The organism is Lonsdalea britannica, assembly GCF_946477055.1.
Taxonomy (GTDB): Bacteria; Pseudomonadota; Gammaproteobacteria; order Enterobacterales; family Enterobacteriaceae; genus Lonsdalea; species Lonsdalea britannica_A.
The window spans coordinates 1-4521 of the sequence record NZ_CAMKXG010000272.1 but is presented as its reverse complement, the minus strand read 5'-3'; the positions used below and the strand labels follow the sequence as shown (position 1 = coordinate 4521).

Below are 4521 nucleotides of genomic sequence, written 5' to 3'. Positions count from 1 at the left end.
TCCGATAATATTTATCGCGAAAAACATCAGCCTAGCCGCTGGCGTGATACCTGGACCATGTTCAAACAGGATCACCTGGCGATGATCGGGTTTTACGGTTTTCTGGTGCTAATCGCGCTGTGTCTGTTCGGCCACTCGCTCGCCCCTTATGCCGTCGATCAGCAGTTCCTCGGCTATCAGCTGCTGCCGCCGTCGTGGTCGCACTATGGCGAAGTCTCGTTCTTTTTGGGGACGGACGATTTAGGCCGCGATCTCCTCAGCCGACTGCTGAGCGGCACCGCGCCGACCATCGGCTCGGCATTGCTGGTCACGCTGGCCGCAGCGCTGTTCGGCGTGCTGGTAGGTCTGCTGGCGGGGGTGACTCATGGACTCCGTTCCGCGATCCTGAACCATATTCTGGATACCCTGCTGTCAATCCCCTCTTTGCTGCTGGCGATTGTGGTCATCGCCTTTATCGGTCCAAAGCTCGAACATGCCATGCTCGCCGTATGGCTGGCGCTGTTGCCGAGGATGGTGCGCACCATCTACACGGCCGTGCATGACGAGCTGGAAAAAGAGTATGTGATTGCCTCGCGGCTGGATGGCGCGTCCACGCGCTACATCATCTGGTATGCCGTGCTGCCCAATATTTTGCCGCTGCTGGTCAGCGAATTCACCCGCGCCTTGTCGGTCGCCATTCTGGACATTGCCGCGCTGGGCTTTCTCAATCTGGGCGCGCAGTTGCCGACGACCGAATGGGGAACGCTGTTGGGAAATTCGCTGGAGCTGGTCTACGCCGCGCCCTGGACCGTCATGTTGCCAGGGGGAGCGATTACCCTGAGCGTGCTGATCGTCAACCTGCTGGGGGATGGCCTGCGCCGTTCTCTGCTGGCACAAACCGAATAGTGGTGGAAAAAAGGTATGCCATTACTGGACATTCGTAATCTGACCATCGAATTCATGACCGCCGAAGGGCCGGTCAAAGCTGTCGATCGCGTCAGCATCAGCCTGAGCGAAGGCGAAATTCGCGGTCTGGTGGGGGAATCCGGGTCGGGGAAAAGCCTGATCGCCAAAGCGATTTGCGGCATCACCAAAGACAACTGGCGCGTGACCGCCGACCGTTTCCGCTTCGACAACATCGACATGCTGAAGCTCACGCCCAGACAGCGACGCAAGCTGGTGGGTCACAATCTGTCGATGATCTTTCAGGAACCGCAGTCGTGTCTTGACCCTTCCGCCAAAATCGGACGTCAGTTGGTACAGTCGATTCCAGGCTGGACCTACAAAGGACGTTGGTGGCAGCGCTTCAACTGGCGTAAGCGCCGGGCCATCGCGCTGCTGCACCGGGTGGGGATCAAGGATCATAAAGACATCATGGGCAGTTACCCCTATGAGCTGACCGAAGGGGAGTGTCAGAAAGTCATGATCGCCATCGCACTGGCCAACCAACCGCGGCTGCTGATTGCCGATGAGCCGACCAACGCGATGGAAGCCACCACGCAGGCGCAGATTTTCCGCCTGCTATCGCGGCTGAATCAAAACAACAACACCACGATTCTGCTGATCAGCCATGACCTGCAGACCATGAGTAAATGGGCGAATCGCATCAACGTGCTGTATTGCGGTCAGACCGTTGAAAGCGCGCTGAGCAGTGAGTTGATCAGCACCCCGCATCACCCCTATACACAGGCGTTGATCCGCGCGATGCCGGACTTTGGCCGCGCGCTCCCGCACAAGAGCCGCTTGAATACCCTGCCCGGCGCGATCCCGTCGCTGGAGCACCTGCCTGTCGGATGTCGTCTCGGTCCGCGCTGCCCCTATTCGCAGCGCGAATGCATGATCACGCCGCCGCTGATCGTGGCGAAGAACCATTGGTATGCCTGCCACTTCCCGCTCAATATGGAGGAATCCTGATGGTGGAGACCCTGCTCGAAGCCCGCAATCTCACCAAGACGTTCCGCTACCGTACTGGTCTGTTCCGGCGGCAGCACGTCGAGGCGGTCAAGTCGGTGAGCTTTACCCTGCGCGAACGCCAGACGCTGGCGATTATCGGCGAGAACGGCTCCGGGAAGTCGACCCTGGCGAAAATGCTGGCGGGCGTACTTCCGCCCACCTCAGGTCAGTTGGTGATAGACGATCATCCGCTAGAATATGGCGATTACGGCTATCGCAGCCAGCGTATCCGCATGATTTTTCAGGATGCCGGTAATGCGCTAAATCCGCGTCAGCGTATCGGTCAGCTGCTGGAATTGCCGCTGCGGCTCAACACCCAGCTCAGCCCCGAAGAACGGGAAAAGGCCGTCTATCTGGCGCTGCGTCAGGTCGGCCTGCGCGCCGATCACGCGTCATATTACCCGCACGCGCTAGCGCCGGGTCAGAAACAGCGTGTTGGACTGGCGCGAGCGCTCATCCTGCAACCGAAAGTGATCGTGGCTGACGAAGCGTTAGCGTCGCTGGATATGTCCATGCGTTCACAAATCATCAACCTGATGCTGGAGTTGCAGGAAAAACACGGTATCTCCTACATCTATGTCACCCAGCATCTGGGGATGATGAAACACATCAGCGATCAGATTCTGGTGATGCACAACGGCGAAGTCGTCGAGCGCGGCAGCACCGCGGACGTTTTGGCGGCGCCGTTGCACGATTTGACCAAACGCCTGATCGCCAGCCACTTTGGCGAAGCACTGAGCGCCGATGCCTGGAGAAGCGACGGCGGCGTTCTTTGATTCCCCCTGTCCGGGCATGATGAGGCTGTGATGACCAAAGTATTACATCTGGCATCACTCATGCTAGAATCGCCCGGTTTATTCACACCGGTCGCCATTAACCAATAATTCTTTAACGGCGATCGCAGCAATAATGATTACAAGGATACTGCTATGGGTTTTCTTAATGGTAAGCGCATTCTGGTAACGGGCGTTGCCAGTAACCGCTCCATCGCATTCGGTATCGCTCAGGCGATGCAACGCGAAGGCGCCGAACTGGCGTTCACTTATCAGAACGACAAACTGAAGTCTCGCGTGGAAGGTTTTGCCAGCGAACTCGGTTCTAACATCGTTCTGCCGTGTGACGTTGCGGAAGATGCCAGCATCGAAGCGCTGTTCGCCGAATTAGCGAAAGTATGGCCGAACTTTGACGGTTTCGTACACTCCATCGCCTTCGCACCGGGCGACCAGCTGGACGGCGACTATGTCGATGCCGTGACGCGTGAAGGTTTCTCAATCTCTCACGACATCAGCTCCTACAGCTTCGTTGCGATGGCGAAAGCCTGCCGCAAAATGCTGAACCCGAACTCCGCACTGGTCACGCTGTCCTACCTGGGCGCAGAGCGCGCCATCCCGAACTACAACGTGATGGGTCTGGCGAAAGCGTCTCTGGAAGCCAACGTACGTTACATGGCGAACGCCATGGGCGCTCAGGGCGTGCGCGTGAACGCGATCTCTGCAGGTCCGATCCGTACTCTGGCGGCCTCCGGCATCAAGAACTTCAAAAAGATGCTGTCTCACTGCGAAGCCGTGACGCCGATCCGCCGCGTTGTGACCATCGAAGATGTCGGCAACTCCGCCGCCTTCCTGTGCTCCGACCTGGCGGCCGGGATTTCTGGTGAAGTTCTGCACGTTGACGGCGGTTTCAACATCGCTGCGATGAACGAACTGGAGCTGGATTAATCCCTCCGACAAGCGAGCCTTCGGGCTCGCTTGTTTTCTCGCCCTTTCCCTGCCATGCCTTAGACGACGTTGCTCGTCCCCTCTTGATATCCTGCGTTTTGTCGCGCTAACCAAGCCGCCGCCACATTGAAAAAATGCTGGGCCAATGCCGTTGCTCGCCCCTGTTCGGCGATCACGACGGCCGTCGTACGCGGCATCAGCGGCAACGTCAGACTGCGCCACGCCAGCTGCGGGGTCATTTCCGGCAACAGGCTGCCTTGCGGCACAATGCCGCATCCCAGACCGACAAATACGCTTTGAATCAGCTGTAAAACCGAGTCGCTTTCCACCACGACGTTGGGCGTCACCTCGGCGTCCTGCCAGAGCGAATCCAGATACCCGCGGAGATAGCGCCCGGTGTCCGTCAGGCACAGCGGCAGCTCAGCGATGTCAGCCAGCGAAAGCGGCGTATCGCCTTTCAGCGCCGGAAAATGCTGTGGATTAAACAGCAGAGCCATATGCGGCGCGCCCAACGTGGTGACCTGAAAACGCGGTTCTTCGAGCATCGCGGATTTAAAAAAGCCGATCCCGACGTCCACGTCATGCGCCTGCAACGCCTCCAACAAGCGATCCGCGCTGAATAGCGACACCTGAAAAGCCAGTTCAGGATAAAGGGAGCGCACCGCGGCCAGCATCTGCGGCACCGCGATACCACACTGAGGGACCGCGCCGATCCGGACCAGCCCACTGGTGCCGCGTTTCAGGGCGTCGACTTCCAGCTTTAGTCCTTGATAAACCGCCACCATCTCACGCGCCCAGGCGAGCACACGTTCGCCCTCCGCGGTGAAACCATCGAAATTATTGCCGCGATTGATAAGCGACAGACCCAGCT

The 4521-nt window shown here is 58.4% G+C and carries 5 protein-coding genes; 4 read left to right on the top strand and 1 reads right to left on the bottom strand.

Translation table 11 applies throughout. The annotated features are described in order from the left end of the window. The 4 genes from sapC to fabI form a co-directional block, all read left to right on the top strand. A partial coding sequence (gene sapC, locus Q7O77_RS15005) for a putrescine export ABC transporter permease SapC (RefSeq protein ID WP_304169138.1) occupies window positions 1-885 on the top strand: 885 nt, incomplete at its 5' end. A 15-nt stretch (window positions 886-900) separates the two neighbouring features. Further along, window positions 901-1893, top strand: a complete 993-nt coding sequence (gene sapD / locus Q7O77_RS15000) for a putrescine export ABC transporter ATP-binding protein SapD (RefSeq protein ID WP_085653288.1) — start codon at window positions 901-903, stop codon at window positions 1891-1893. Beyond that, on the top strand, window positions 1893-2708 hold the full coding sequence (gene sapF, locus Q7O77_RS14995; RefSeq protein ID WP_304169134.1) for a putrescine export ABC transporter ATP-binding protein SapF: 816 nt from the start codon (window positions 1893-1895) through the stop codon (window positions 2706-2708). The genes sapD and sapF overlap by 1 nt, the downstream gene beginning before the upstream one ends. A gap of 153 nt (window positions 2709-2861) precedes the next feature. After that, on the top strand, window positions 2862-3650 hold the full coding sequence (fabI, locus tag Q7O77_RS14990; protein ID WP_304169131.1) for an enoyl-ACP reductase FabI: 789 nt from the start codon (window positions 2862-2864) through the stop codon (window positions 3648-3650). Window positions 3651-3709: 59 nt separating this feature from the next. On the opposite strand, the gene Q7O77_RS14985 is transcribed toward fabI, so the two are convergent. Then, the coding region (locus Q7O77_RS14985; RefSeq protein WP_304169128.1) for a LysR family transcriptional regulator substrate-binding protein at window positions 3710-4521 on the bottom strand (812 nt) is incomplete at its 5' end.

What these genes read in the sequence shown, in the direction of transcription:
- fabI (WP_304169131.1), top strand. Translation starts at nt 2,862, where the DNA reads ATGGGTTTTCTTAATGGTAAGCGCATTCTGGTAACGGGCGTTGCCAGT.
- sapD (WP_085653288.1), top strand. Translation starts at nt 901, where the DNA reads ATGCCATTACTGGACATTCGTAATCTGACCATCGAATTCATGACCGCC.
- sapF (WP_304169134.1), top strand. Translation starts at nt 1,893, where the DNA reads ATGGTGGAGACCCTGCTCGAAGCCCGCAATCTCACCAAGACGTTCCGC.